The organism is Collinsella aerofaciens (assembly GCF_040915425.1).
Taxonomy (GTDB): Bacteria; Actinomycetota; Coriobacteriia; order Coriobacteriales; family Coriobacteriaceae; genus Collinsella; species Collinsella aerofaciens_BW.
Map to the genome: position 1 here is coordinate 19571 of NZ_JBCPDN010000007.1, position 26274 is coordinate 45844.

Genomic DNA, 26274 nt, shown 5'->3' on the forward strand with positions numbered 1-26274 from the left:
ATGCAGCCCCTATAATACCGCGAAATGCACGGAATATTCGGCGAACGGCTCAGTTTTCGTAGCGAGAAGTCCGGAAGTTTTAATTGAAACGGTTTAACTCTATGTTCTGTGGTCGCGAACTTCCGTAGAGGGGGTCCGTCTTGGGCAAGCTATTGGTCAGCTCTTGTAAGCATTGCGGGGGTTGACCTGTTGCAACGGTGCCGTTCGCCGCCCGTTTACTGCCTTTGGCCGCGCGAGTGTATTGTTTTGCGTGAATGTTTTGATGGCACGCTTCAATCGTGCTGTATTGGATGGCAAGCAGATCCCGGCGAAGGGAGGGCCATGCAGCGCGTTTGGAGAACGGTTACCGGCTTTTACCATGTCTGTGCCCGCGGTACGGGCAAGCAGCTCATCTTTGAGGGCGATGAAGACCGGTGGGAGTTTTTGGAGCTGATGCGCGAGTGCTGCCGCGAGGAGGGTGTGACGGTTATCGCCTGGTGTCTTATGGGCAATCGCGTGCATTTGGTGCTTGCAGATTACGAGGACAGGATGAGCGCGGCAATGCACCGGCTGCTTTTGACATACGCGCGGCGGTTCAATAAGCGCACGGGGCGCACAGGCCATCTGTTCCAGAACCGTTTTGACCGGCGCTCGCTCGATACCGATTGGCAGGTGATGGAGGCTATTCGCTCTGTACACGCCGATCCGCAGGAGGCGGGCATCAGTCTCATTGAGCGTTATCCCTGGAGCAGCTTTCCGGAGCATTTGTGCGCTTACGACGGTGACGCGGCCGATGTCGCGAGGGGATTTTCTGATCCTTCTTGCGTGCTTGAGCTTTTTGGTTCTGCCGAGGGCTTTATTGCCTATTCGCTTTCGACGCCCGACGGCGGCGAACCGGCGCTGCGCGATATGAAAGAGACAGAGTGGGAACGCCACGCCTTTGCCGACAAGTTGGCGAAAAGCCTCGGGGCTCCGCTCCATGGGGTTAAAGACGCACCGCCTGCGCAGCGCGATACCGTTATTTTTGGATTGCACGATGCCGGTTTTACGGTGCGTCAGATTGAGCGGTATACGGGGATTGGCAAAAGTACCGTTTCTCGTATTGTGCGCGCTTATGCGCAGGTGGACACGCAGACTGAGGGCTCGAAATAAAGGCAGAAAAGAAAATGGCCGAATCGCGAAAGTTAAGCGATTCGGCCAACAGAATTCTTCAGATTTGAGACAACTATTACTGATTATTTTGTCCCGTGAGCATGCCGTCGAGGGTGCGCCAGGCGAGCTCGGCGCACTTGACGCGGGCGGGCATGTGCGAGATGTCCTGGAGCTGGGCGGCCTCGTCCAGGTCTTCCAGGTCCTCCTTGGAGAGCTGCTCGCCGCGGATCATGGCGAGGAAGAGCCCCGCCAGACGACGCGCCTCCTCGACCGTCTCGCCGGTGATGAGGTCGGCCATGATGTCGGCGCTGGCCTGACTGATGGCGCAGCCGTGGCCGGTAAAGGACGCCTCCTCGATTACATCGTTCTCGACACGCAGCTGCAGGGTGAGCTCGTCGCCGCAGCTGGGGTTGATGCCGTCATGCTCGTGCGTGGGGGCATCCATCTCGTACTTGTAGTCGGGGTGCGAGTTGTGCTCCATAAACGTGGTGGAGGTGTACAGATTACCCATTGAACGTGCTCCAAACGTGATGCAGTCCGGCGATGAACTTGTCGATATCGGCCTTGTCGTTGTAGAAGGCCACGCTGGCGCGGCAGCATGCGAGGTTCTCGACGCCCAGCCAGGTGAGCAGCGGCTGCGCGCAGTGGTGACCGGCGCGGATGCAGACGCCGTCCATGTCCATGATGCTCGCGACGTCGTGCGGATGGATGCCCTTGACGTTAAAGCTCACAACGCCGTGGTGGTTGTCCCAATAGATGGAGCCGATGATCTGGACAAAGTCGAGCTGCATGAGTTCGCCCATCAGATAGTGGACGAGTGCCTGCTCGCGGGCCTGGATGTTCTCGTAGCCCACCGTGTTGACCAGGTAATCAAGGGCGGCGCCCGTGGCGAAGATGCCGGCGGCGTCCTGCGTGCCGGCTTCGAATTTCTCGGGGACGGGCGCCCAGACGGCGTCCTGCTCGGTGACCGAATCGATCATCTCGCCGCCGGTGAGCATGGGCGGCATGGCGCTGAGCAGGTCCATCTTGCCCCACAGCACGCCGATGCCCATGGGGCCCATGGCCTTGTGCGCGCTAAAGGCAAAGAAGTCGGCTCCCAGGTCATCCACATCGACCGGCATGTGCGGCAGCGACTGCGCGCCGTCGACGACCAGATAGCCGCCGTACTTGTGGACGAGCTTGCCGAGGTTCTTGACCGGGTTCTCGACGCCCAGCACGTTAGAAACCTGACCCACGGCCAGAATCTTGGTCTTGGGACCAACCTTGGCAAGAACCTCCTCGGTGGTGAGCTGGCCAGTCTTGGTGGGGTAGAGGTAGACGAGCTTGGCGCCGGTCTCGCGGCAGACCTGCTGCCACGGAATCAGGTTGGAGTGGTGCTCCATGATGGTGATGACGACCTCGTCACCGGGCTCGAGCACCGTGGGTGCAAAGCTCTTGGCGATCAGGTTGAGCGACTCGCTCGTGTTGCGGGTGAAGACGACCTCGTTGGCCTGGGCGGCGCCGATGAGGTCGGCGATCTGCTGGCGGACCTTCGCGATGGCATCGGTGGCCTCGACGGACAGCGAGTACAGGCCGCGCAGGGGGTTGGCGTTCATACGCTGGTAGAAGTCGCGCTCGGCGTCGAGCACGCAGGCGGGGCGCTGCGCGGTGGCGGCGCTATCGAGGAAGGCGATCTCGGGGTGCTGCTGGAACAGCGGGAACTGGCCCTTGTAGGGGTTGGTCTCGATGTCCACGGTGGGCCAGCCGCGCGAAGCCTCGTCACTGGCGTCGAGCTCCATAGGCTCCGGTGCGGTACAGGTATCGCATTTAACGTGCTCGGTGTCGATCATGCGAGCTCCTCTTCAAAGTTGTCGATCAGGTTGTTGCCCAGTCGGACGACGGCGGCGCGGGTGCGCTCGTCGGTGGCGGAAAGCGCGGCGTCCTCCAGCTTGGCGCGAATGAACAGGTCCTCGGCGGCGTTTTGGTCAAGGCCGCGGCAGGCGAGGTAGAACAGCTGCTCGTCGCGGACGTGGCCGATCGTGGCGCCGTGGTTGCCGGCGACGTCGTCCTCGTCGCAGAGGATGACGGGAACGGTCTTGTTGTCGACGCCCTTGTTGGCCAAAAGCACCGTCTCGCGCTCGGTGCCGGTTGCACCCTTGCAGCCGTGCACGAGGTCGATGGTGCCGCGGTAGACCTTCTTGGACGTGCCGGTCAGCACGCCGTTGGCGTCAATCTCGCACTCGGTCTTGCGACCGCGGTGGCGCAGCTCGTAGTTAAAGTCGCGCACCTGCTCTCGGGCGCCCAGGTAGTCAGTATCGATGGTGACCTTGGCGGTATCGCCCAGCAGGTCGCCGGCAAGGCCGGTGGCGCTGGCGCCGGCACCCAGGACGGTGTGCTGCACGTTGACGCGCGCGCCCTCGTCCAGGAACAGGCCGGTGTCGTCGAGCGCGATCCAGCTATCGTCGAGCGTCTGCGTGCAGGCCACGTTGACGGTGGCGTACTCGTGGGCGCACACGCGTAGCACGGATCCCACGACGCCTTGGCCGGCAACGGGAGAGTCCAGGGCAATAAGCAGATCGAGCGTCGACTGGGGACGGGCGACGACGTCGATGGCGGCGATGGCCGCGGCTGCATCGACACCGCTCACGCGCACGGTAACCGTGGCGTGCTTGTATGCGGGCACATCGATGACGATGCGCTTGGTGGCGTGGTCGGCCAAGTAGGTGTAGGCAGCCTCGCCCATGCCGGTCTCGAAGGCTTCAGCGGGGGAGAGCTCCTCCTCCAGCTTAATGGCACCGGCCTGGTAGACGGAGGTGGCGGGCACGTCGAGCTCGGTCTCGGGCGTGATGCGGGCGCGGTCGGCGGCATCACCCGGGGCGGAGGCGCGGCGCTCGGGGAAGCGCTCGGCCATGGCGTCCATGGCGGCGTCGAACGCGTCTGCCACGCCAGCAAATTGCTCGTCCAAGCCCTCGACCTCAATGGTCTCGGCGGGAGCGGCAGCAAGCTCGTCAGAGAGCTCGAGCTTGGTCTGATTCATCTTCAGCCAGCCCCATGTGGCAGCCGGCATCGCATTGACCTGCTCAAGGGTGGTAGCAGCGGTGTTCGTGGTCTGTTTCATTATCCGATCGCTCCTTCCATCTCGAGCTTGATCAGGTTGTTCATCTCGACGGCGTACTCCAACGGCAGCTCCTTGGAGACCGGGTTGGCAAAGCCGTTGACGATCATGGTACGGGCCTCTTCCTCCGAGATACCGCGGCTCATCAGGTAGAACACCTTGTCGTCGCCGATACGACCGATGGTGGCCTCGTGGCCGATGTCGACGTTCTTGGCGCGGATGTCCATGGCCGGAATAGTGTCGGAGCGGCTCTGGTCGTCGAGCATCAGCGACTGGCAGCTCACGGTTGCCTTGGAGCCCTCGGCCTTGGGCGTGGCCACGATAGAGCTGCGGAAGGTCTGGATGCCGCCGCTCTTGGAGATGCCCTTGGTCTCGACGGTCGCCGAGGTCTCGGGCGCGTTGAGTACGACCTTGCAGCCGGTATCGAGGTTCTGGCCGGCGCCGGCAAAGGTGATGCCGGTAAAGCTCGAACGGGCGCGGCGGCCGTTGAGCACGCTCATGGGATAGAGGTAGCCCACGTGGCTGCCGAAGGAGCCACTGATCCACTCGATGTCGCCGTCCTCGTCCACGCGTGCACGCTTGGTGTTGAGGTTGTACATGTTCTTGGACCAGTTCTCGATGGTCGAGTAGCGCAGGTGTGCGCGTTTGCCCACAAAGAGCTCGACGGCGCCGGCGTGGAGGTTGGCTACGTTGTACTTGGGCGCGGAGCAACCCTCGATAAAGTGCAGGTCAGCGTCGTCCTCGACGATGATAAGCGTGTGCTCAAACTGGCCGGCGCCCTTGGCGTTAAGGCGGAAGTAGCTCTGCAGCGGGAAGTCCAACTTGGTGCCCTTGGGCACGTAGACAAACGAGCCGCCCGACCATACGGCGCCGTGCAGGGCCGCAAACTTGTGGTCGGTGGGCGGGATGAGCGTCATAAACTTCTCGTGGATGAGCGGCTCCCACTGCGGGTCGTGCAGGGCCTCCTCGATGCCGGAATAGACGATGCCCATCTTGGACGCCGTGTCCTGCATGTTGTGGTAGACCAGCTCGGAGTCGTACTGCGCGCCGACGCCTGCCAGGTAGCTGCGCTCGGCCTCGGGGATGCCCAGGCGCTCAAAGGTGTTCTTGATGTCGTCGGGCACCGACTCCCAGTCGTGCTTTTGGTCGGTGTTGGGCTTGACGTAGGTGACGATGTTGTCCATGTCCAGGCCCTCGATGGAGGGACCCCACGTCGGGTCGGGGAAGCGGTTGAAGATCTCGAGGGACTTGAGGCGCAGGTCGAGCATCCACTGCGGCTCGTCCTTCTTGGCGCTGATCTCGCGCACGATGTCGGGCGTGATGCCGGCGTCGAGGCGCTCGAAACCCTCCTCGCCATAGGTGAAGTCGTAGAGGCTGCGGTCGATGTCCGCGACCTCGGTGCGGTTCTTGGTCATTGCGTCGCCCCTTTACGCCTGCTGCTCGGCAGCGGCGGCCTCGGCCTGGGCGCGCTGCTCGGCGGCCTCGCGCTCGAAGGTCTCAAAGCCGTTCTTGTCGATCCAGGGGATCAGTGAGGCGTCGTCCTCGCGCACGATGTGGCCCTTGACCATAACGTGGACGCGGTCGACATCCAGGTGCTCCAGGATGCGCGTGTTATGCGTGATGATGAGCATGGAGCCGTCGCAACTCTTGCGGTAGGCGTCCATGCCGTGGCTGACGGTTGACAGGGCGTCGACGTCCAGGCCTGAGTCGGTTTCGTCCAGGATGGCGAGCTTGGGCTGCAGCAGCAAAAGCTGGAGCATCTCGACCTTCTTCTTCTCGCCGCCCGAGAAGCCCACGCCCAGCTCACGGTTGAGGTAGGCGGTATCCATGTTGAGCTCGGCCGCGAGCTCCTTGACGCGACGGCGGAACTCCTTGCCCTTCATCTCCAGGCCGGGACGGCCGGCGATGCTGGCACGCAAAAAGCTCGACAGCGGCACGCCCGGGATCTCGACCGGAGCCTGGAAGCTCAGGAACAGGCCGGCGCGCGAGCGCTTGTCGGTGGTGAGCTCGGTGATGTCCTGGCCGTCAAAGACGATGCGGCCGTCGTTGACCGTGTAGACGGGGTCGCCCATGACCAGGTGGCCGAGGGTGGACTTGCCGGCGCCGTTGGGGCCCATCAGCACGTGGGTCTCGCCGGCGGCGACGTTGAGGTTGACATTGTGGAGGATGGTCTTCTCGTCCACGGAGGCGGTCAGACCCTCGATGGAAAGCAGCGGATTTGCGCTCATGCTGTCCCTCTCTGTATATGGTGTACTCATAGGTGTACTAAACCCTAGGAATCTTCTCGGAATAAAGTTACTATGGGTTCGGCGTTAGTCAAGGGAAAACCCGACTAATTCACTCGACTTTTTAGATGCGTGACATAATAATCAGGATTGTTTGCCCCGCGCGCATAAGATTTGGGACAAACAAGCCTGGTATTTTGTCCCAGGAACAACGGGAGGGTAGGTATGCTCATTTCTTCCAAGGGCCGCTATGCCCTCCGGTTAATGATCTATATCGCGGCGCTGGGCGACGCCGAGGGCAAGATTGCCTTGCGCGAGGTTGCCGACCGCGAGCATATCTCGCAAAAGTATCTGGAGCAGCTGGTTCGTCCGCTTATGAAGGCGGGCCTGCTTAAGAGCGTGCGCGGCAAGGGCGGCGGCTACATGATGGCCAAGGACCCGGCCGAGGTGCGCGCCGGCGACATCCTGCGTGCCGTTGAGGGCAGCACGGCTCCGGTGGCGTGCGATGGCATCGACAACAGCTGCGCCCGCAGCGACCTGTGTTCCACCGTCAAGTTCTGGCGCGGCCTGGACGAGGTCATCGAGAACTATGTTGACGGCGTGACGTTGGCCGACCTGGCCGCCGTCCCCGAGATCAACTTCGACATTAAGCTGTAGGTTGACCGCAATTCCTTAAGAATTCGCGGAGGGTTGTTGCCGTTTACCGAGGGGTTGTTGTGTAACAACGGGCGAGCTGCAATACTTATTTTTATCTTTGCAAACTGCACTTTAACTACACCAATGCAGGGAGGATCTTATGCAGCCCAAGCATTCCGCGATTGTCGCGGGCCTGACGCTGGCGCTTTCGTTTGGCGCCGTTTCCGCGCCGGCACCCGCCGCTGCCGAGGAGCCCACGCCGGGCGTTGCCTCGGATGCCACCGATATCGACAAAGGTCTCTACACCCAGCAGTCTTTCTCGGGCGTGCTGAGGTCGGTCCAGGGCGTTTCGTTTGTCAACGTGACTCCCGAGATGAAGTACTTTACCAAGTACGAGAGCCATGGTAATTACAACCAGGGCTTTTCGTATGGCGACGGTTATAACGCGCTGGGCTATTACCAGTTCGACCGTCGTTGGTCGCTCATCCCGTTTATGAAGCAGGCCTACAACTACAACCCCGAAAAATACTGCATGCTCAAGGATGCGGTTGATCGCGGCAGCGAGATTTCCAACACGAGCAATGCCATGTACGAGAACGGTCAGCTCACCGAGTTGGGCCGTATTGCGCAGGAGGCCTTCCAGGGCGCTTACAACATCGACCCTGCTGAGTTTTCGGCTCTGCAGGATGCGTATGCGTACAACTCGTACTATGCGGTGACCGAGGCGTGGCTCAAGAGCGGCCTGGGTATTGATATTTCGGGCCGCGCCGATTGCGTCAAGGGCATGGTGTGGAGCATTACCAACATGTGCGGCACTGGTGGCTGCAGGGACTTTTTCCGCTGGGCGAATCTTTCTAACGATATGTCCGACCGCGAGTTTGTGACGGCGCTTTCCAACAGCTTGGTCAATAACGTGGCGACCAAGTATGCAAGCCAGCCCCAGTACCACGAGGGCTGGAAGAACCGCTACCGCAACGAGCTAAAGGACTGCCTGGTCTATATCGCCGAGGACGAGGCTGCCGCTGCGAAGGACAACAAGCCCGAGCAGCCCGAGCCTACGCCGGCGCCCTCGCCGACACCTGATTCGAATGACGACTCGAGTGACGATGCCAACGATGACAGGATGGATGCGCCCTCGACCGATGCTGACGGTAATGGCTCTGCTGGTGGCACTACCAACGACGGCTCTACCTCGAACGGCTCCGATTCGAACGGCTCTGCTGCGGGCGATTCGCCTTCAAGCTCTGCCGGCAATACGGACAGCGACGCTTCTGGTTCGACCGGCGCTGACACCTCTAACTCATCTACCGGCTCGAGCGATTCGTCCGTTGACACCGGCTCTAACAACGGCTCCGGCTCTGACACGACCCCTGATTCCGATGCTTCCAAGGACGACTCGAATAAGGCGCCGGACGCTCCCGTTGCTTCGCCGGACAAGAAGCCTTCTTTCTCCGTGCAGCTTGGTTCTACGCTGGGCTCTTCGCTGATGGCTGGCGTCAATAACGGCTCGACCCAGAACAAGGACAACTCTGATCAGGTTTCCACGGAAAAGACCGAGGCCGCAAAGGGCGACTCCAAGGACAAGGCTTCCGAGAAGACCGAATCTGATAAGGGTTCTAGCTCTGAGGAGAAGGACGACAAGTCCACTCAGAAGAAGGACGAGGGTAAGACCGAGGGCGAAAAGAAACAGCCCGAAGACAACGACAAGAGCGGTGCTGACAACCAGGTCCAAGAGCAAAATGACTCCAAGACGGTGACCACTACAACCACGACGGCTACAACGACCAAGTCATCTGGCGGTAACATGCCCAAGACGGGCGACCTTATCGTTATGGCGAGCCTTGCCAGTGCAAGCTTGGCCACACTGGGCGCTACGTCTATCGTAAGTGGTAAGCATAAGCTCGATCAGCAGAAGAAAGCTTCTGGGGAGGACGGCTCGGAGGAGTAGCCTCTTGGTTGCTAGATAACTAAAGAGTTGGGACGGGGTCCGGTGCGAATGCGTCGGGCCCCGTTTTGTTGTGCAACGATTAGTTGTGCCCCCTCACACCTCTTGTTGCTACCGTTGCCCGATATGTTTGCGCGGCGTCATCGGTACATGCGATGCGGTCATTACAATTGGCATCGTGCTGCGATTTAGGGGGAACGTTTTGGTGTCTGAACAGGCAAATGTTGATTGTGCTGCTGGCTTTGGCGTGCGCTTGATCGGCTGTGCCGACGATGCGGTTTTGCCCATTGGCATGCACGACTATGCCGATGCCATTGGTCGTTGCATGCTGATCGATAAGACCATGTTTATTGCCGATATGTTGGACTGCGACGCGTCCGTTGTGGTGTGCTGTCGACCCGAGGGTTTTGGCAAGAGCATGAACTTGTCGATGCTCAGGGCTTTTCTGGAGCGTCCTGCGGTCGGTCGCGCCGGTCGGAGCTCGTTTGCCGATGCTCAGATTTGGGATGCGGACGGCGGGCGTTATCGGGATGAGTACGCTTGCTATCCGGTGATATCGCTGGACTTTTCTGGCGCTGCGAGGCGTGGCGCCGCTGTTGCCGGCGTCGTGCGCGATGCCCTTTCGGGCGAGTGCGCTCGCTTGTTGGCGCTCTTGGAGGCCCCGGATTTAGCTCGAGATAAGGTGCGTCACATCGAACGTGTTGCGCGTGGCGCGGCGAGCGAGGACGAGGTCGCCTCGGTGCTTGGCGTGCTCATTGAGTTGCTGGAGATTGCCTGCGATGAGCAAGTTGTATTGCTCGTTGATGGGTACGACGCGGCGTGGTTGGGCCGTGCGAGCGCAAGGGGCGCTTCCGGCGCCGATCCGGCAGGGCTACTTGACCGTGTGCTGTTTGACGCCATTGCTGCCGCGGGCCATTCGCTACGCTTTGCATGTCTGATGGGGGAGTGTCCCGGCCCTGCCGAAGCGGCGCTTTCTTTGCACGGCTGCTCGTATTATCTGACGACGCCGCTTTCGACGTGGTGTGACCGTTGGTTCGGCTTTTCGGATGCCGAGGTCCAGGCTCTGTTGAATCATGCTGGGCGCGAGGAATACCTTGATGATGAGCGTGAATGGCTCGAGGGATATCGGTTTGGTAGGGCCTATTGCTCGAGTCCAGCGCGTGTGATCGGTTTTCTGGACCGAGGTTGCACGGCGCCTGTGCGCGCCGATCTGTATGGGTATGCGGATTGCCTGAGTAGGGTAGTTGCCGGGTGGAATCTCGACCGCCTTTCGGTCTTGTTTGATTTGCTCGAGGCCCATGGGTGTGCTGAGGTCCCGCTTTGTTTGGGCACTGCAGAGCCAGATGTCTCGCCTGACGATGGCATGTGGACAGCGCTGTATCTGTCCGGTTTTCTCACGACGGATATGACTGAGGAGCCAGAGCATGGCGATCGGCTCCGTGCTTTGCGATTGCCCAATAACGAGCTTCGCCAGGCCTTGCGTCTAGTGATTGTTGAGTGGTTTGAGTGCGCTGCCGAAGACATTCGAGACGTCGATGCGTTTCGCGACGGGCTGTGCCGTGGGAACGAGGATACCGTGAGGCGGGCGCTAAGTCGCATCCTGGGGGATGCGGGAATCGGTGAGACCGACCCAGATACGCCGCTGCCATATCATCTGCTCTTGCAGGGGCTCTGCTTTGGCTTGCCGGGCTATGCCAATCCTGCCTCGAGGCGAAAGTGTGGCGCGAGTCGCTGGGACATCCAGGTTTTCCCTACGGGCACTGTGCTCGACGTAGCAGACACGATTGGCATGCTGGACGAGCGCCCGCTTATAACGATCAATATGATGTATGACCCCGATGTGGATGCGCTGGGGTTGGAATTGCTGGCCGTGCAGTCGCTACTCGACATAGAGCGCGACGGCATCGACGATATCCGTGTGCCGCGCCCCGGCGTGGGTCGCATGCGCTGGGGGTTCGGTTTTGATGGGCGGCGTGTGACGGCGGTGTGCCAGCGGCTTTAAGCGCCGAGGTGTTTCCGGCTTCCGTTACTCGGTGTTCTTCATAGGCGGCATGGGCTTCCAGTTAGGATCCTTGACGATCTTGCGGGCGTCCTTCATGCCACGGCGCAGCGCCGGAATACCGGTCTTAAAGCACTTGTCAACGGCGGCCAGGCGAATGAACTCCTTGCAGAAGGTCGCGGCGTTGCCCAGACGGAACAGCATGGGGTGATAGTCGCCATAGATCTGCATGTAGCGGGCCAGATAACCGCGGTTGCGCATGATATAGTAGCGGTTGGTGTCGCTCGTGGAGTTGAGCTGGCGCTTGCCGGCGATATCCCAGTTGGAGACGGCGCGGGCGCGCTTGAGCACCACGTCGGCGACCACGGCGGCGGGGAAGTGCTGGCTGGCTACGTAGCCGTAGCAGGCATCGTCGCCGTAGATAAAGAAGCGCGCGTCGGGCAGGCCAATCTTGTCGACCACGCGGCGCGAGAACATGCCGCCCTCAAAGCACAGCTGGTTCATGGCGCGATAACCCTCTGGACCCAAGTCCCACTTGGCGACTGGGTTGGGAATGCCGAGCGAAAGGATGAGTTGGTATTGCCAAAAGAAGGCGCCGCCGTCAAAGTCTAGGCGCGAACCCTGGATGACATCGTAGCGGTCGGTCCACTTGGCCAAGCGCTCGATGCCTTCGGGGATGACGAGCACGTCGTCGTCCATCACCCAGAACCACTGGGCGCCCAGGTCGTAGGCGCATTTAGTGCCGGCGGAGAAGCCGCCCGCACCGCCGCCGTTTTCGAGCTGCGGGGCGTAGATGACACGGTCGGTGCCGCCCTGCGCGTCAGGCTGCTCGGTGTCGATGCCCCACAGGTTGGCCAGGCGCTCGTTGAATGCGGTGCACATGGCCTCGGTCTCGCGCGAATTCTCGTTATCGACAATCACGATGCGCCAGGGCGTTGCCGTGAGCTCGGTCATGGAGTCGAACAAATTTGCCAGGAGTTCCTGGCGCTTGTACGTAACGACGACGATGGCGAGCTTATCGATGGGGGCGGGAAGGGTTGAAGGCATGGGGCAATATATCCTTTCACGCGCGGCGGGCGAGCGCTGCACGGAAGCTATCGAATACGTCCTTGGGACTGTCCTATTGTAAAGGCTCGGCGCACCTTAGCGGCAAGCTTTGAATAAAACGCAGGAACCTGCCATGGGCCCGCCGCATGACGTGGGGCTGCTTTGCCCGCAAGAGGCTCCATAGATTATATAAACGCCTGCTGGCGCGCTGACCCTTTGATACCATGAAACGACAGGTATTTCCTAAGGAGCACATTTGTCTACTAACGCCTCTGGCAGCCCTGTTCTGTCGCTGCTTATTCCCATTTACAATGTTCAGCGCTACCTGCGCGAGTGCCTCGATTCCGCCCTGGCGCAGACGCTCAAGGATATTGAGATCATCTGCATTAACGACGGGTCGACCGACAACTCGCCGGCGATAATCCGCGAGTATATGGAGCGCGATGGGCGCGTCAAGATGATCGACAAGGCCAACAGCGGCTACGGCGACTCGATGAACCACGGTCTGGAGATGGCGCGTGGCAAGTACGTGGGCATCTTGGAGTCCGATGACTTTATGGCACCCGACGCACTCGAAAAGCTTGTCTCGGCCGCCGATAGCAATAATGCCGACTTTGCGAAGGCGAACTTTGATTTCTACTGGTCTAAGCCCGAGGAGCGCCGTTCGCTGCACGAGATGTTTAAAGCCAAGGACTGTGGCAAGCCAGTGCACCCGAGCGATACGACGCAGTTCTTTAAGCAAAAGCCGTCGATTTGGTCGGCCGTGTACCGTCGCGATTTTCTTGAGCGCAACGGCATTACGTTCCTGCCGACTCCGGGGGCATCCTTTCAGGACACGTCATTCGCCTTTAAGGTGATCGCGTGCGCCGATAAGGCTGTTTACCTGCATGATGCCGTGTTGTCGTATCGCCAGGACAACGAGAATTCTTCGGTCAATTCTTCGGCTAAGGTCTTTTGCGTCAATGCCGAGTATGCCGAGATTGAGCGTTGGATTCGAGAGGATTATGCCCGCGGCCACGCAAGCGGCGACGTCGCGCGCATGCTCAAGTTCAACCAGCTCATTAAGTACGATTCGTACATGTGGAACTACGTGCGCCTGGCGCCCAAGTTCTATAAGGAGTTCCTGGTTCAGATGGCCAAGGAGTTCCAAGCGGCCTTGGACGCCGGGGACTTTTCGCTTGATGACCTCAAGCCGTGGAAGCGCGCAAATCTCGCTGCTATCCTCAAAGATCCTGAGGGCTGGGTTGACGAGCATCCGAGCTTTGCGACGGATGGTGCCTTGGGGCGTGCTAAGTATTACGCCTCGGTTGGAGGCCCAGGCGTGGTCGCCGCTTTCCTCATCGAATCGCTGAGGGGGTAGGTCGGCATGGGAGAGGCCTCGTGTCCTAAAGCTACCATTGTCGTCCCCGTTTACAACTCTGCGCGCTCCATTCAGCGATGCCTCGATTCGCTGTTGGCCCAGTCTGAGCGTTCGATTCAGGTTGTCTGCGTCAACGACGGTTCGACTGATGATTCGTTGAACGTTTTGCGCCAGATTGCGCAGGCCAACGATCGCGTACTGGTGATTGACCAGGAAAACGCGGGCGTCTCGTGTGCTCGAAATGCCGGCATCGATGCCGCCGTGGGCGGGACCGTCTTTTTTGTGGACGCCGACGATTACATCGATGCGCAGACGGTCGAGCGCGTGCTGCATGCCATGGAGTCTGCAGATGCCGAGGCCGCCGTTTTTGGCGGCGTCTGTGAACCTGCCGATGCTGCCCCCAAACGCGTCCAGCAACTCATGAGTCCCAAAGCTGGTATCTTTGGCGCCCGTGATCCCCAACTGCTGTTCCATTCGAATGCGCAGCCCTATGCCTGCCGTGCGGCTTTTTCGCGCGAGCTGCTCAATCGCGAAGGCATTCGCTTCGCCCCCGGTCTGGCTTTGGGCGAGGACGTCGTCTTCCAATTTGCGGCTTATGCGCTTGCCCGCAAGACCGTCGTCATGCCGGACAAGTTCTACCACTACGTGATGGAGAGTGAATCGGCGACGCACGAGTTCAACAGTGCCGAGGCTCGCGCCAAAAAGCTTGACGCCCACATGAGGATGCTCGAGGAGGTCTTGGAGGACTGGGCGGCCTACGGTCTTTTGGACCTGTGCCCCGGCGAGCTGATAACTTGGTTTTTGGACCTCATTGTGTTCGACCTGGCGCGCTTGGATGCCGATGACTTCCATCGCGTGGCGGCTCGCGTCAACAGGGCTTTCACGACGTTTATGGGAACGGAGTGGGCGGATATGCCTGCTAAGGGCGCCGTTCGCCGTGTTGCCCACAAGCTCGTTGCAGCGACCTCGGGCGTTTCGATGGCAGATGCCACGCTGTTCTATCTTTCGACTCGCGGTCTCAAAGCCTGCCTGGAGCGCTTTATCTAATTCCAAGCGCTGTCGCCCGCCGCAACTCGGCTGCTAAAATAATCCTGTTACACGCTATTCAACAGGAGGTTCTCTTGCAGAACTCTGATACCCCTAAAGTTTCGCTGCTTGTCCCCATTTGCAATGTCGAACGCTACCTGCGCGAGTGCCTCGATTCCGCCGTGGCGCAGACGCTCAAGGACATCGAGATCATCTGCATCAACGACGGCTCCACCGATAGCTCGCCAGATATCATCCGCGAGTACATGGAGCGCGACCCCCGTGTAAAGATGATCGACAAAGCTAACAGCGGCTACGGCGACTCGATGAACCGCGGCCTGGAGATGGCACGCGGTGAGTACGTGGGTATCCTTGAGTCCGACGACTTTATGTTTGAGGATTCGCTCCAAAAGCTGGTCGCCAAGGCCGATGCTGAGCATGCCGATGTGGTTAAGGGCGACTTTTACCTGTATTGGTCCACGCCCACCGAGCGCCGTGAGCTGTTTGGGATCATCGACGAGCATATGACGGGCGCCGCGTATCGCCCCGTCGATCGCCCGGGTATCTTCTACCGCAAGCCTTCCATTTGGTCTGCCATCTATCGGCGCGAGTTCCTCATCGACAATCAGATTCGGTTCCTTCCCACGCCGGGTGCCTCGTATCAGGACGCAGGCTTTAACTTTAAGGTTTGGGCTTGCGCCGAGCGCGCCGCGTTTATTGCGGACCCCATTTTGTGCTATCGCCAGGATAACGAGAAGAGCTCCGTTAATTCGCCCAACAAGGTGTTTTGCGTATGCGACGAATATGCCGAGATGCAGCGCTTTTTGGATGAGCGTCCCGAGCTCAAGGCTCAGCTCCAGGGGATTTTAATGCGCATGAAGGTCGATACGTACCGTTGGAATGATGAGCGCCTGGTCGATGAGCTGCGTGAGCAGTTTTGGAAGAAGGCATCTCCCGAGCTCAAGGCCGATTGGGATGCCGGTCGCTTTGACCTGTCGCTGTTCGATCCGCGTGGCGAGACCGACTTGCGCCTGATGGTCAAGTCGTCCCGCGCCTATATCGATTCACGCTTTGACTTTAAGAAGCCGGGCAAGCTCAATACGTTTAAGCATTACTTTAAGATTGGCGGCCTGCTGCTGGTCTGGCGCGTGCTGACGTATCAGCACGCCTACGGCGACAACCCGCACCCCGATGACGTTCCGTTCGAACAGTAGGAGCACTTGACTATGGCTACCCCCAAGATTTCCGTTGTCGTTCCCATCTATAAAGTGGAGGAGTGCCTGGCCTGGTGCCTGGACTCCCTGCTTGCGCAGGATATGCCCGATTGGGAGGGCGTGCTGGTCAACGATGGCTCACCGGATGGCTCGCGCGATATTGCGGCCGCTTATTGCGAAAAGGATGCGCGCTTTACGCTGGTCGATAAGCCAAACGGGGGCCTGTCGAGTGCACGTAATGCAGGCATCGCCGCGTCCACGGCGCCTATCGTCACGTTTTTGGATTCCGACGACCGGTTTACGCCCGATGCATGCCGCGTGATCGTCGATGCCTTTGAGTGCGAGGACTGCGACGTTTTGACCTTTGGCGCGAACCCGTATCCGCTGGAGGCGGGGTATCCGTGGCTTAACTATGTGCTGAGCCCGCGCGATGTGTCGTTTGAAGGCTATAGCTCCGACCTACTGTTTAAGGAAGCATCTCGCCCGTTTGCATGGCGCACCGCCTGCAAGCGTGAGTTTTTGCTGGGCAACGGGATCGTGTTCGACGAAACCGTTAAGTATGGCGAGGACCAGGTCTTCGATTTTGCCGTGTACGGTCGTTCGCACAAGACCGCGCTTATCTCGAACAAGCTGTATGATTACCGCGTGGCGCGCAAGGGTTCGCTCATGGACACCATGCGCTACGACGACGAGACGCGTCTGCTGGAGCACGTGAAGATTTACTCTGCGGTGCTGGCTGACTGGCAGCGCGACGGTCTCGATGCTCAGCATGCCGATGACCTGGCGTACTTCCTCTGCGATCTGGTGCTGTACGATGCGCTCAGGCTGTTGAGTACGGATTGCGGCAAGGTGTTTGCTGCCGTTGCCACGGCGCTTGCCGGTTCTGCCGTGGGCAGCGATGCTGCGCTCGCACAATGCGCTCCTTCTGTTGCTGCTATGGTGCGTGCGGCGCTTACCAGCAAGGCCCCCAATGTCCGTGCGTGCAAAAAGCTCATGTTCGATTACGATGTCTTGAGGTTTGGGCGCCTGGGTGCCTGCAAGCGCGTGGCAGCGAACGCCCTGGGAAAGCGAGAAGTGTAGATGAGTATCAAGCGTTTGGCACTTTGCCGCAGCCAGGGCCGTCTTTTTGTGCTGCTTCGTTTTGCCGGTCAGGATGTCGCCGCGCTTATTGAGCGGGAGGCCTCTCAGGCGTTTGCCCATGCGACTACGAGCGGTTCTTGTTTGCCGTCACTGGTGCTCCCGGTCGATCACGGCCGTGTGCTGGCGCTATGCCCTTCTGTTTCCGATTACGAGCGCGAGCTCGCCGTTTTGGTGCTTCCGTTTTTGGATGGCTCGTCGATGGATGCCGTTTTTGCATCCGGTGGCCAAAGGTTGGGCTCTATTCGCCTCGATAGCCGCGTGGCCAAATTGGAATCCAAGATTAACTACAAAGCAAAGCCTGCGCTGTGCGCGCTTATCCGCGATGCGCAGCGTGGCGAACACTGCGGCCGCTACGAGATCGATGCCATTCGCTATTTGCCGGCAGACGTCGGCGCGGTGTGGCGCTATGAGGTTACCTGGGCGGGAGACCCCCAGTGCGCGCCTGAGCTCCAGATCTTCGATACGCATATGAATGCCATCGATGTTACCGTGCATGTGTTTGAATCGCAGGTCGATGTGCCGCAGCAGAACGGATGCCGCATCAATAAATCGTATCTGAGTGTTGAGATGCCTCAGGATATACGAGATTTTGTCGCGATCGTGAGCGATCCCACAGAGCGGATCCAAAGCGGGTTTTGCGCCATGGATGGTCGCCTGTACAACGGCATGGTCGACGACAGCTGGAACCGTATGAAGGACGCGCGTGCAGACGACGCAGCTTATCGACGTTGGTTTGAGCAGCATCGCGCAAAGCCGGGCGATTTGGCGTGCCAGCGTGTCGCTTCGGCGGCCTTTGCCTATAGACCGCTCGTGAGCATTGTGGTGCCGTGCTACAAGACTGATCGGGTCTACCTGCGCGAGCTGCTGGAATCGGTGCAAGCCCAGAGCTATGACAACTGGGAATTGCTGCTTATGGACGCCTCGCCCGAATGGGACGCGGTGGCCACCCTTGCGGCAGGTGCCAACGACGAGCGCATCCGTCGCATCGAGCTTCCCGGCAACGGCGGCATTGTGCTCAACACCAACGCAGGTATCGAGCGAGCGACAGGCGACTACGTCGCGTTCTTGGACCATGACGACATCCTGGAACCGGACGCATTGTTCCGCTATGTTGCCGCGCTGAACAAGGCTGCCGAGGACGAGCGTCCCCAGGTCCTGTTCTGCGACGAGGACATGTTCCAGAAAACGGGGGAGTGGGGCCAGCCGGTCTTTAAGACGCGGCTCAACGTCGACCTGCTCTATAGCCATAACTGCGTGACGCATTTCCTGATGGTGGAGAAGGCGCTTATCGATCGTATTGGCACGTCCCCAGAAGACGTTGCGGGTGCCCAGGACTACGACCTGACGCTTCGCTGCCTTGCGGCGGGCGCGCGGTTTGAGCATGTTGCGCACGTGCTGTATCACTGGCGCGTTCATCCGGGGTCGACCGCCGATGGCTCTGCCGATAGCAAGCCGTATGCCATCGAGGCCGGGCGCCTTGCGCTTCAGCGCCACTTTAACGCGCTGGGCATTTGCGGAACGGTCGAGGAGACCGAGACGCCGTTTGTCTATCGCATGCGCTATGCGCTGCCGGAGCCTGCGCCGCTGGTGAGTATTGTGATTCCCACTAAGGATCACATTGAGACGCTTGACGCCTGCGTAATGTCGATCGCCCAGAAGGCCGCGTATGCCAACTACGAGATCGTCTTGGTGGAGAACAACAGCGAGGCCCCGGAGACGTTTGCGTATTACGAAACCCTGCCAGAGCGCGTGGCTGCAGCATCCGAAGGCAAGGGCATCGCGCGCATTGTGTGCTGGCCGGGCGAGTTCAATTACTCCCAAATCATCAACTTTGGCGTGGAGCTTGCCAAGGGCGACTACTTGCTGCTGCTCAACAACGATACCGAAGTCATAAACCCGGACTTTATCGAAGAGATGATGGGCTATCTGCAGCGTCCCGATGCGGGCGTGGTGGGCGCCAAACTCTATTTTGCCGATCATCTGGTACAACATGCCGGCATTTTGGTTGGCGTGCGTGGCGCACTTGCCCATGCCAACCAGGACTTCTCGGCAAAGCGCGAGGGCTATCTTGCCCGCGCTGTGCGCCCGGGCAACTTTAGCGCCGTAACGGGTGCCTGCCAGATGGCGCGACGCGACGTATTTGAGCGCGTCGGCGGCTATAACGAGGAATTCGCCGTTGGCTTTAACGACGCTGACTTTTGCCTTCGTGTGTGGGAGGCGGGCTACCGCACCATCTTTACGCCCTATGCCGAGCTGTATCACTACGAGTTCACCTCGCGCGGCAGGGAAGAGGCCAACGAGGAAAAGCTGCGCCGCTGGAAGCGCGAGCAAGCGCTGTTCATGCAACGCTGGCCGGAGTTCTTCTTGACGGGCGATCCGTGGTTGGGGCCGAACTTATCCGCTGAGAGCGAGTATTTCTCGCTTTAGAAAATGGATTTTAGGAAGTCCTCAACTTACTTACGATATGAGCTGAGAAGAAAGCAGCGTCTAGGCGATTTGCTGCAATGCATCACGATAGCTCGATACTTCCGCGATACGTTTATACAGACTTATACAACTCGATATTATCCGATATAAGTAGATATCGCACTTGCCTTTGCCGGCTTACCCGCCGGCGTTATGGATCTTATTAACGGCAAGGCGCTTACGTTCTTGCGTCGTGCCCTCCCTGAAGATCTGGCGCCTATCAACCAGGTGGAGGTAGCGCTCTCTATGGGCGATAGCTTTGTCGCGACTGGTTTGACCATAGAGGACGATCTTCTGTCGAGAGCCGCTAAGGCCACTAAGGGCTATGCCTATCTGGTGCAACTGGTCGGTTATTCCATTTGGCAGCGCGCCAACTTGCATCGTGCCAAAAGTGCCATTGTGAGCGAGCGCGATGTTGCCGAAGGCATTGCGCTGGCAGAGGCTCGTTTTCACGATGTTGTTCACGAGCCCGCGATTTCTGGACTTGGACTCAACGATATCAAATACCTTTTGGCCATGTGCGAGGATAAGCAGCAGTCCAAATCATCTGAGATTGCTAAACGCATGGGTAAAAAGACCAATGAGGTCAGCTCTATTAGGGCTAAGCTGCTTCAAAGAGAGGTTATTCAAGCTCCGCAGAGGGGCTACGTGCAGTTTGCCGTGCCGGACCTAGATATCTATCTGCGAGAGAACGCCGCGGAGATTCTCGAGCGGTTCTAAATCGAGGCATGAATAGCCGCCGGTTAACTGCCCTTGTCGACTTGGCTCGCGTCCCCCCCAATCTAGTAGACTCTGAACCGTTGCTAGATTGGGGGGGGGATTTTCCATGAAACGCTCCATGAAACGAGTTTCCGGGGCCGTTCGGATGTCGTGGCGCAGCAGGGACTTGAGCTTCTCGGCGAACACCTGCTCTTTCGAGTTCGCAAGCAGGCAGACGCCCTCCTGCCGGTGTGCCACGTCGAACCACAGCTCGTCCTGCTCCATCGCAGCGCTCGCGTGGACCCCCAGGTCGAACTTCGTGTCGAACGTGCTGCGCCCGTCGCTGACCTTGAGGTTGGCGCGCCTGCCCTTGTAGTCCTGCTGCGACAGCTCCTCTATCTCGCCGGCGATGCGGACGGTTACGCCGTCGCCGAGGTTCGAGAGGGCGGACACAAAGGAACGAATGGAGGCGTCGGTCATCGGGTACCGCACGAAGTCGAGGTCTATGTCCTGGGTTGCGCGGCGCCCGCTCCCCGACAGCGCGCACATCAGGACCCCTCCCTTGACCGTCACTCGGTCGCGCATGCCGGATGCCGCCAGCTTTGAGAGGATCACGTCCTGGCAGACGCGCGCGGTCGCGTTGAGGCAGGAGTAGCCCTCCTCGCGCTCGTAGCGCGCCCTCATCTCGTTCAGGTCCATCAGAATACCTCCTCCATGGCGCGCTCGAGGTGTGCCTCGCCGTGCGGGATTGCCTCCGCGTAGTCCTGCAGCCTGTATATGTCCAGCCGCTCCGACCGCCTGCGGAACGAGGCGACGGCCTCCCGGTAGAGGTCGTAGGGCAGCTTGTTGCGCGAGCGCATGAGCTCGAGGAGCATGCGCTCGGGGTCGTAAACGGCAAGCTCGGTCCCGTCCACCGAGACGGTCGACCTCCCGACGCCCAGCCATCCCTCCGGGATGAAGTGCTGGCGCACGGCGGCGTCGCGTATCTTGGTCCCACCGCGCTTCGTGGCCAGGTCGATCCGGTCGGGGGGCGCGGTCACGAGCCCGTGGGCGTAGAGCGCGGTCTGCCCGGTCAGGATGCCCCCGGGGTAGCGCTTCGCGATCACGGCGAGGGCGTCCTCGTCCCGGTTGGTCGAGTACATCCCTCGGCCGACGGGGTGGAGCGTCCCTTCCGACACCGCCTTGCGAACGCGGTACCTGCTCCCGAGTTCAGCCAGCGCCTCCCGGTAGGTGATCACCATGCCGACCTCCCCTCGAAAGCCATATAAGCCTACATCTGATGACAATTGTAGGCTTATATGGCTTTTCATGGAACGACTCATTGCGGCACCTCCCTCGCCATGACGGTGCCTTACTTTGATGGCTCTTTCCTCGTTTGCATCTGCTATATGAAGGAACGTCGATTCTGGTGCTCGGGCGAAGGCGCTACGCGATGAAATTCTCCACCAGCGTAACCATGGAGTCCTTCTCGCTTGGGTCAGAGAGGGCAATCATGAGCGTCATGGCCGCGAGCGCGTTGCCCTCCACGCGGAGTCTTTCGCCGTTGCGCAGTATCCCGTTCTTGTCGAGGAAGTGAATGAAGAGCGCCGCTGCAGAGCGCTTGTTGCCATCCAAGAATGGATGGTCCTTCACTACGAGGTAGAGAAGGTTGGCGGCCTTTGCTTGAACGGAGGGATATAGGTCTTGGTCGCCAAAGCCCTGATAGAGGGCGCTGATGATTCCGGCGAACTGGTTGTCCCGCTCTCGTCCGAACAGGGTGGACGACGAGTAGAACGGTAGGCTGCGGACGACTTCGAGGGCTTCGGTGTAACCGAGCTCCCAGTTGGGCTCGTTGCCCTGGGGCGCCTTCATCCTTCCCGTGTCGTATTCATCGAGCAGAGTCAGGCTCGGAAGGTACTTCTGTAGAATTTCTGCCGCACCGGAGAGTTCCGGAGTACTCGACCTCTCGAGGACCTTGAAGACCGTTCCGAGCGCCTCGAGTCTCTTTTGGTTGATGGAGTATCCCTGGAGTAGATGCTGCTTGAGCACGCCATTTGCCCACCGGCGGAAGTACACGCCCTGCTGAGACTTCACGCGGTAGCCAACCGAGATGATCATGTCGAGGTTGTAGTGCTCGACCTGACGTTTGACCGTTCTTGTTCCCTCTAAGCGAACTATTTCAAAAAATGAAATAGTTCGAATTCCGGCAAGCTCTTCCTTTGCTGCGGAATGAATGTGCTTGGAGATAGTCGGCACTCCGCGCCCGAACAACGTCGCCATCTGCTGCTGGGTTAGCCAGACCGTATCGCCGTCGACGCGCACGTCAAGGTGGACTGCGTGGTCGGGGTCCTCGTACAAAGCGATCTGCTGGCTTGCGTTGGAATTGTCCATGATGTATGCCCCTTCGGTTTAGTCGACATGCTATGATCCGCACGCCGGAGGACGAGTGGTTTCAACATGCCGGTATTGCGTAGCTTCAACCGGCATCCCGCCGGTCAGTCGGCGTCGCGTGCGCCGGCTAAGCCAGGGTCGGGGCACGCGACGCCGGCGCTTCGTACCATTGGGGGCCTCCGAAGCGACTTTCACTCTGTCTTATTCTGGTAGATACAGTGTACCACGAAACGCGAACATGCGTACGTATTTCTGTTTAAATATTAGCTGGACGCGGCGGTGTGTCGTCCTCTGCCTTGTTCTCCGAAGCCAGCTGTATTCCGGGCCGCGGTTCTACAAGGCAGGGGGTAGTCAGATGGATATGATTATCCTTCTCCTACTTCTCTTGACCTTCCTGGTCATCCTGAGCAAGTAATGGGCTTTGGTGGGTGCCAAGCTCTACTTTGCTGGCCATCTGGTTCAGCTAGCTGGCATTGTGGTCGGCGTGCGCGGCGCCCTTGCCCATGCCAACTGGGACTTTTCGGCAAAGCGCGAGGGATATCTTGCCCGTGCCGTGCACCCGGGCAACTTCAGCGCCGTTACGGGCGCCTGCCAGATGGTCCGTCGCGACGTTTATGAACGGGTTGAAGGCTGCGACGAGAAGTTTGCCGTCGGTTTTAACGATGCGGATTTTTGCCTGCGCGTATGGGGGCTACCGCACCATCTTTACACCTTATGCTGAGCTGCACCACTACGAGTTCACTTCGCGCAGCAGGGAAGAGGCCAGCGAGGAAAAGCTGCGCCGTTGGAAGCGCGAGCAGGCACTGTTTATGCAGCACTGGCTGGAGTTCTTCTTGACGGGTGATCCGTGGCTGGGGCCGAACCTTAGCAGCGAGTGCGTGTATGGTGCGCTGAAAATTACTGTGCTTGTTCTGGCTTGTTGCTAGGCGTAGCGCGCGTCCCGCCGGTTGAGAAGCTCGCAGTAGTTCGACACCGCCTCTACCTGCGGCGCCTGCTCCTGCGGCTCCTCCGGCTGCCCTTGCTGCCCTGCGGCTTACCATCCTACTCACCCACGTATGACTCCCGTGCCCCGAGCGGGCAAAAGGAAATGCCCACAACGTCTCCGTTGCGGGCATTCTCCGGGCCGGCCACAAATAGCTTTATCGAATCCGATTGCTCTTCATCATCCGGATCGTTGGCGTCTCGTCGGCAAAGTCATCGTCTATCTGTAGTTCAAGGGGCACCGTAATGGAGCTTCCCAGCGCGGTCGCGGTTCCCGGGGCGAATGCGGGAAGGCGCATGACCTGGCCATTTGATATGGAAGGGATATTGCGGCGAACGTAATCGAGGTCGTAAGAGTTCTGAATGCGGTGGATTATGAAGGTTCCCGTCTGAGAGAGCACGACGCGGGAAAGCTCACTGGGGATTTGGCTGATGGCGGTAAGGTAAATGCCAAACTTACGGCCCTCCCGTGCAATTCGATTGAACACTGAGTCGTCTGTCAGGTCTGCATCCCTGATATAGCGATGCGCCTCGTCAAAAATGAGATAGACGGGTGTTGAGGAACCTCTTCCCGCATCTAGACTAGCCTGAAAGAGTGTACGCGCAACGTAGTGGGAGAACAACTTCAGTCCCGACTCGTCGATTATCTGAGAGACGTCTAGCACAAGAATGCCACGCCACTTGTTTAAGAGGGCTGCAATTGACTCGCCCCGCTCAAGTGAGAAGAGGTCATGCGAATACCTTTCCCTAAGGTTTCTAAGCTGAGTAACCAGCCCCTCTGAATACGACCTTATCTGACGGTTGCCCCGCACTTCTTCTTCATCGAACACGAAGTCAAGCGCATCGACGACGTCAGAGATTGAGACCTCCCTTTCGGGTTTCTCGTAGCTGCACAAGATGCGCTCGACATTGGGAAGGCCGTTGGACATGTATTCATCCTCGATGAACTCCTTCAAAAGGGACTCAAGCCCTTCGACGACATCTTTCGATATGTTTCCGTAATCCAAATTGAAGGACGCTAGCAAATTGTGAGCAATCCGAGCACGAGAGTGGGGCTCAGATCGTTGTCCGCGAATCGCGTCAAGGTCTTTCTCGATCGGCTGGTAATACTTTGAGACCTGAAACTTCCTCGCTGCGTGGCTATCGATGCTCGTGTCCCGAATTGCGGTATATGCGAAGGCTGCAAATAGCTTCTTCTTGCCCTCCTCGTTGAGGTGGGAGTATCTCACGGCCCTCTCAAGCAGAGGTTTCTGGATGCGTCGCGAGGGGTCGAGAATAGCTGACCAGTCATCCATCGACAACTCTCCAGGCGCGAGGTGGTACTCATCGGCATCGATTCGTCTCGTGCAGCCGTAACCGCCGCGCGTGAGAAAGTCATAATCACCGTGCAGGTCGAAGACGATGAATCGGGGCTCTGCATCGAACGCGTTCTCGGCATCTAAGAGCGACGCTACTCTATCAAGCAGGAGCCGCGCGGTTGAGGACTTTCCCGAGCCGGTATTACCGAGAATAGCGAGATGACCAGAGAACAGAGAATCGATATCAAAAGTGGGTCTTACCGAATCGTATCCAGCGAGAGACCCAATCTCGACTCCTTCCCGTACGCAAAAGACCTTCTTGAGGATTGATTCATCGCAAGCGTAGACATTGGAACCGACCATAGGGAGGTCTACTACGCCGGGAACGTAGGTAGACTTCTCAATCTCCCCAATGGGGGTGGCTGTGAAGATGTAGCTCGTACTAAACCTCGACGACGGCTGGTCGGAATACGGTCTCTCGGCCTCTTCTGCGGAAACCACGCGGAAGATAACCTTGGTAGATATGGAGAGGTAGGCGAAGAGGTACTGGTTGAGCCCGTTCAAATGCCTGGGCTCGCCATTGAGCATACGATCGGAAAAGTCGGAACGCGACGCGCGGAGCCTTATCTTCTCTTGGTCCATGTAGCAAATAGTGCCTATCAGCCAACCCGGCTTGGGGACTCCGTTATTCATTCCCGTCACCAAGCCCCAGAGATCCAGATGCAGCATCGTCTCCGAAGGTGATTTCAGGCCCGATAAAGTCAGCGAATTCCGAGAAATACAGCGGACGCTTGGGCTTCGGATCCCTTTCGCTTGGATATACGAAATAGGCGTTCGCGCCACCTGCTCTGTCGTAGAAATCCCGTGTGGGGGAACCAATATCGGTCTCTGCTGGGTTGCCGACGAAGGCGAGAAGAGTGAAGTCAGGCCTCGCAAGAGCCTGCCTGATTAGGTTCGATATATGCGAGTCTGCAAAGCTGAATCCGCACGTCAGAAGAACGGTGTTGGGAACGGCGAGGATGTTTACGAACTCGCGAAACATATCGCTATAAGGAGTGCCTTGCGTTAGGGCATATTTGGAAGTCATCGGGGCAATAAGCTGTTTGTCGCCTTGGTATTCGTCGGCGATGTCGGGAAACTTTGGGGCCCTTACGACGTTACCGTCATAGACCCTCCAGTTGATGGAGCCGTGCATCTTGTAAAGGCGGAAGAAGGGGTTCACCGGTTCGTAGTGGTCTCTGAACCTCTCATCGAGGTCAATCGGCCTGCGATGGTATTCCCGCGGGCTGAATGTGGGCATCAGCGCGTTCGAGAACCCGTCGACATAGGCGTAGTCGCTCGATTCAAGGGCCATCTCATGGAATAGGTCGTAGTTCGTGGTGAAGAGGTTGACAACATCGAAGGCAGCCTGCCCTCCGCGCGCAAGAATCTGGCGGGATATACCAAGTCCCTGAACGAATCTGCGGTAGCTATCGAGGACGTCTGAGTGTTCTGTGTTGTATTTTATATCGACGGACTCGAGAAAGGCCTTGCGAACTGCATCGGAAACCCTCTTGTCTTCATCGGCCTTGATTATCGACTTTATCCGAACACCTCCCACATTCATCCGTACATGTACGGATGAATGTGGGAACCCGATACCC

22 protein-coding genes are annotated in these 26274 nt (G+C 58.9%); 11 read left to right on the forward strand and 11 right to left on the reverse strand.

What is annotated here, in order from left to right; translation table 11 throughout:
• Window positions 1–321 precede the first annotated feature (321 nt).
• A complete protein-coding gene (locus tag AB5164_RS01885; protein ID WP_368142395.1) occupies window positions 322–1131 on the forward strand; it encodes a transposase in 810 nt (269 codons plus the stop codon).
• A 76-nt stretch (window positions 1132–1207) separates the two neighbouring features.
• On the opposite strand, the gene sufU is transcribed toward AB5164_RS01885, so the two are convergent.
• Genes sufU through sufC form a run of 5 tightly spaced genes read right to left on the reverse strand, consistent with a single transcriptional unit; the run spans window position 1208 to window position 6453 of the window.
• Window positions 1208–1642, reverse strand: coding sequence for a Fe-S cluster assembly sulfur transfer protein SufU (gene sufU / locus AB5164_RS01890; RefSeq protein WP_368142388.1), 435 nt, complete (start codon window positions 1640–1642; stop codon window positions 1208–1210).
• A complete protein-coding gene (locus AB5164_RS01895) occupies window positions 1635–2960 on the reverse strand; it encodes an aminotransferase class V-fold PLP-dependent enzyme (protein ID WP_368142387.1) in 1326 nt (441 codons plus the stop codon). Before AB5164_RS01895 ends, sufU begins: the two co-directional genes overlap by 8 nt.
• Window positions 2957–4228: a SufB/SufD family protein gene (locus AB5164_RS01900; RefSeq protein ID WP_368142386.1), complete on the reverse strand. Its 1272-nt coding sequence runs from the start codon at window positions 4226–4228 to the stop codon at window positions 2957–2959. Before AB5164_RS01900 ends, AB5164_RS01895 begins: the two co-directional genes overlap by 4 nt.
• Window positions 4228–5640: a Fe-S cluster assembly protein SufB gene (gene sufB / locus AB5164_RS01905; RefSeq protein ID WP_022094821.1), complete on the reverse strand. Its 1413-nt coding sequence runs from the start codon at window positions 5638–5640 to the stop codon at window positions 4228–4230. Before sufB ends, AB5164_RS01900 begins: the two co-directional genes overlap by 1 nt.
• Window positions 5641–5652: 12 nt before the next feature.
• Window positions 5653–6453, reverse strand: a complete 801-nt coding sequence (gene sufC / locus AB5164_RS01910) for a Fe-S cluster assembly ATPase SufC (RefSeq protein ID WP_006235561.1) — start codon at window positions 6451–6453, stop codon at window positions 5653–5655.
• A 222-nt stretch (window positions 6454–6675) separates the two neighbouring features.
• Here sufC and AB5164_RS01915 point away from each other — a divergent pair, with 222 nt between their 5' ends.
• The 3 genes from AB5164_RS01915 to AB5164_RS01925 all read left to right on the forward strand — a co-directional run bounded on the left by AB5164_RS01915 (window position 6676) and on the right by AB5164_RS01925 (window position 11033).
• The gene (locus AB5164_RS01915; RefSeq protein ID WP_022094822.1) at window positions 6676–7107 is read left to right on the forward strand and encodes an RrF2 family transcriptional regulator; all 432 of its coding nucleotides are present in this window, start codon (window positions 6676–6678) and stop codon (window positions 7105–7107) included.
• Between the two features lie 139 nt (window positions 7108–7246).
• The gene (locus tag AB5164_RS01920) at window positions 7247–9034 is read left to right on the forward strand and encodes a VgrG-related protein (RefSeq protein WP_368142385.1); all 1788 of its coding nucleotides are present in this window, start codon (window positions 7247–7249) and stop codon (window positions 9032–9034) included.
• A gap of 202 nt (window positions 9035–9236) precedes the next feature.
• Entirely contained in the window at window positions 9237–11033 is a 1797-nt protein-coding gene (locus AB5164_RS01925; protein ID WP_368142384.1) for an AAA family ATPase, read from the forward strand.
• A gap of 24 nt (window positions 11034–11057) precedes the next feature.
• On the opposite strand, the gene AB5164_RS01930 is transcribed toward AB5164_RS01925, so the two are convergent.
• Window positions 11058–12077: a glycosyltransferase gene (locus AB5164_RS01930; protein WP_368142383.1), complete on the reverse strand. Its 1020-nt coding sequence runs from the start codon at window positions 12075–12077 to the stop codon at window positions 11058–11060.
• Between the two features lie 256 nt (window positions 12078–12333).
• Between AB5164_RS01930 and AB5164_RS01935 the strand changes: the two genes are divergently transcribed.
• From AB5164_RS01935 to AB5164_RS01960, 6 genes are all read left to right on the forward strand, one after another.
• Window positions 12334–13437, forward strand: a complete 1104-nt coding sequence (locus AB5164_RS01935) for a glycosyltransferase family 2 protein (protein WP_368142382.1) — start codon at window positions 12334–12336, stop codon at window positions 13435–13437.
• Between the two features lie 6 nt (window positions 13438–13443).
• Window positions 13444–14484, forward strand: a complete 1041-nt coding sequence (locus AB5164_RS01940; protein ID WP_368142381.1) for a glycosyltransferase family 2 protein — start codon at window positions 13444–13446, stop codon at window positions 14482–14484.
• Window positions 14485–14558: 74 nt separating this feature from the next.
• Window positions 14559–15677 (forward strand): glycosyltransferase family 2 protein, encoded by a 1119-nt coding sequence (locus AB5164_RS01945; protein ID WP_368142380.1) that lies wholly within the window; start codon window positions 14559–14561, stop codon window positions 15675–15677.
• Between the two features lie 12 nt (window positions 15678–15689).
• Entirely contained in the window at window positions 15690–16757 is a 1068-nt protein-coding gene (locus tag AB5164_RS01950; RefSeq protein WP_368142379.1) for a glycosyltransferase family 2 protein, read from the forward strand.
• Entirely contained in the window at window positions 16758–19244 is a 2487-nt protein-coding gene (locus AB5164_RS01955) for a glycosyltransferase family 2 protein (RefSeq protein WP_368142378.1), read from the forward strand. It abuts the gene before it with no gap.
• A gap of 192 nt (window positions 19245–19436) precedes the next feature.
• Window positions 19437–20003 (forward strand): DUF8462 domain-containing protein, encoded by a 567-nt coding sequence (locus tag AB5164_RS01960; protein ID WP_368142377.1) that lies wholly within the window; start codon window positions 19437–19439, stop codon window positions 20001–20003.
• Here AB5164_RS01960 and AB5164_RS01965 read toward each other — a convergent pair.
• From AB5164_RS01965 to AB5164_RS01975, 3 genes are all read right to left on the reverse strand, one after another.
• Window positions 19953–20681 carry a nucleotidyl transferase AbiEii/AbiGii toxin family protein gene (locus AB5164_RS01965; RefSeq protein ID WP_368142376.1) on the reverse strand — a complete coding sequence of 243 codons (729 nt, stop codon included), beginning with the start codon at window positions 20679–20681 and terminating at the stop codon, window positions 19953–19955. The two genes, AB5164_RS01960 and AB5164_RS01965, sit on opposite strands and share 51 nt — an antisense overlap.
• Window positions 20681–21223, reverse strand: a complete 543-nt coding sequence (locus AB5164_RS01970) for a type IV toxin-antitoxin system AbiEi family antitoxin domain-containing protein (RefSeq protein ID WP_161115970.1) — start codon at window positions 21221–21223, stop codon at window positions 20681–20683. The genes AB5164_RS01965 and AB5164_RS01970 overlap by 1 nt, the downstream gene beginning before the upstream one ends.
• A 184-nt stretch (window positions 21224–21407) precedes the next feature.
• Entirely contained in the window at window positions 21408–22352 is a 945-nt protein-coding gene (locus AB5164_RS01975) for a virulence RhuM family protein/type II toxin-antitoxin system death-on-curing family toxin (protein WP_368135739.1), read from the reverse strand.
• A gap of 424 nt (window positions 22353–22776) precedes the next feature.
• Here AB5164_RS01975 and AB5164_RS01980 point away from each other — a divergent pair, with 424 nt between their 5' ends.
• The gene (locus AB5164_RS01980; RefSeq protein WP_055252705.1) at window positions 22777–23073 is read left to right on the forward strand and encodes a glycosyltransferase family protein; all 297 of its coding nucleotides are present in this window, start codon (window positions 22777–22779) and stop codon (window positions 23071–23073) included.
• A gap of 418 nt (window positions 23074–23491) precedes the next feature.
• Here AB5164_RS01980 and AB5164_RS01985 read toward each other — a convergent pair whose 3' ends face one another.
• Window positions 23492–25273 carry an ATP-binding protein gene (locus tag AB5164_RS01985; protein WP_368135742.1) on the reverse strand — a complete coding sequence of 594 codons (1782 nt, stop codon included), beginning with the start codon at window positions 25271–25273 and terminating at the stop codon, window positions 23492–23494.
• A 43-nt stretch (window positions 25274–25316) separates the two neighbouring features.
• Window positions 25317–26274: SIR2 family protein (locus AB5164_RS01990; protein WP_368142375.1), on the reverse strand; the 958-nt coding region annotated here is incomplete at its 5' end.

Excerpts from the sequence above, each read along its gene's own strand:
- AB5164_RS01885 (WP_368142395.1), top strand. The coding sequence starts at position 322 with ATGCAGCGCGTTTGGAGAACGGTTACCGGCTTTTACCATGTCTGTGCC.
- sufU (WP_368142388.1), bottom strand. The coding sequence starts at position 1,642 with ATGGGTAATCTGTACACCTCCACCACGTTTATGGAGCACAACTCGCAC.
- AB5164_RS01895 (WP_368142387.1), bottom strand. The coding sequence starts at position 2,960 with ATGATCGACACCGAGCACGTTAAATGCGATACCTGTACCGCACCGGAG.
- AB5164_RS01900 (WP_368142386.1), bottom strand. The coding sequence starts at position 4,228 with ATGAAACAGACCACGAACACCGCTGCTACCACCCTTGAGCAGGTCAAT.
- sufB (WP_022094821.1), bottom strand. The coding sequence starts at position 5,640 with ATGACCAAGAACCGCACCGAGGTCGCGGACATCGACCGCAGCCTCTAC.
- sufC (WP_006235561.1), bottom strand. The coding sequence starts at position 6,453 with ATGAGCGCAAATCCGCTGCTTTCCATCGAGGGTCTGACCGCCTCCGTG.
- AB5164_RS01915 (WP_022094822.1), top strand. The coding sequence starts at position 6,676 with ATGCTCATTTCTTCCAAGGGCCGCTATGCCCTCCGGTTAATGATCTAT.
- AB5164_RS01920 (WP_368142385.1), top strand. The coding sequence starts at position 7,247 with ATGCAGCCCAAGCATTCCGCGATTGTCGCGGGCCTGACGCTGGCGCTT.
- AB5164_RS01930 (WP_368142383.1), bottom strand. The coding sequence starts at position 12,077 with ATGCCTTCAACCCTTCCCGCCCCCATCGATAAGCTCGCCATCGTCGTC.
- AB5164_RS01940 (WP_368142381.1), top strand. The coding sequence starts at position 13,444 with ATGGGAGAGGCCTCGTGTCCTAAAGCTACCATTGTCGTCCCCGTTTAC.
- AB5164_RS01950 (WP_368142379.1), top strand. The coding sequence starts at position 15,690 with ATGGCTACCCCCAAGATTTCCGTTGTCGTTCCCATCTATAAAGTGGAG.
- AB5164_RS01955 (WP_368142378.1), top strand. The coding sequence starts at position 16,758 with ATGAGTATCAAGCGTTTGGCACTTTGCCGCAGCCAGGGCCGTCTTTTT.
- AB5164_RS01960 (WP_368142377.1), top strand. The coding sequence starts at position 19,437 with ATGGATCTTATTAACGGCAAGGCGCTTACGTTCTTGCGTCGTGCCCTC.
- AB5164_RS01965 (WP_368142376.1), bottom strand. The coding sequence starts at position 20,681 with ATGGACCTGAACGAGATGAGGGCGCGCTACGAGCGCGAGGAGGGCTAC.
- AB5164_RS01970 (WP_161115970.1), bottom strand. The coding sequence starts at position 21,223 with ATGGTGATCACCTACCGGGAGGCGCTGGCTGAACTCGGGAGCAGGTAC.
- AB5164_RS01975 (WP_368135739.1), bottom strand. The coding sequence starts at position 22,352 with ATGGACAATTCCAACGCAAGCCAGCAGATCGCTTTGTACGAGGACCCC.
- AB5164_RS01985 (WP_368135742.1), bottom strand. The coding sequence starts at position 25,273 with ATGGACCAAGAGAAGATAAGGCTCCGCGCGTCGCGTTCCGACTTTTCC.